Origin of the sequence: Halolamina salina, from assembly GCF_042678005.1 — an archaeon.
Classification (GTDB): domain Archaea; phylum Halobacteriota; class Halobacteria; order Halobacteriales; family Haloferacaceae; genus Halolamina; species Halolamina salina.
Map to the genome: position 1 here is coordinate 13,114 of NZ_JBHUDH010000067.1, position 400 is coordinate 13,513.

The 400-nt window shown below is 75.5% G+C and carries 1 pseudogene; it reads right to left on the reverse strand.

The features are described 5' to 3' along the window. Positions 1 to 400: pseudogene (locus ACFR9S_RS07410) on the reverse strand (prephenate dehydrogenase); the annotation flags it as partial.

The window sequence follows — 400 nt, forward strand, 5'->3', positions numbered from 1 at the left end:
CGCCTCGTCGTCCGCGTCGGCGATCTCGCGTGCGGCGTCGGCGACCGCGTCGGCGCCGCCGAAGGCGTCCTGAATGTCGGCGTACACGCGCGCCTCGCCGTCGGTCACCGTCGCGGCGAGGTCGCGCAGGCCGGCTGAGACGGGTGTGTGGAACTCCTCGCGAACGTCGTCGCCTGCCAGCGCCCACGCGAGCACGGCGGCGTGGCTCTTGGCCTGAATCGTCGACATCGCCTCGTCGTGCTCGGCGGGCGTCGTCTCGAACAGTTCGTTGCCCGCCGCCCGCAGCGCGTCGAGCAGCGGCGAGAGCGTCGGCCCCACCGCGTCGGCGACGAGCGCGACGTTGCCCGGCGCCCGCTCGGGGGCGAACAGCGGGTGGAGGCTCGCGCGCTCGCGGTCGGGC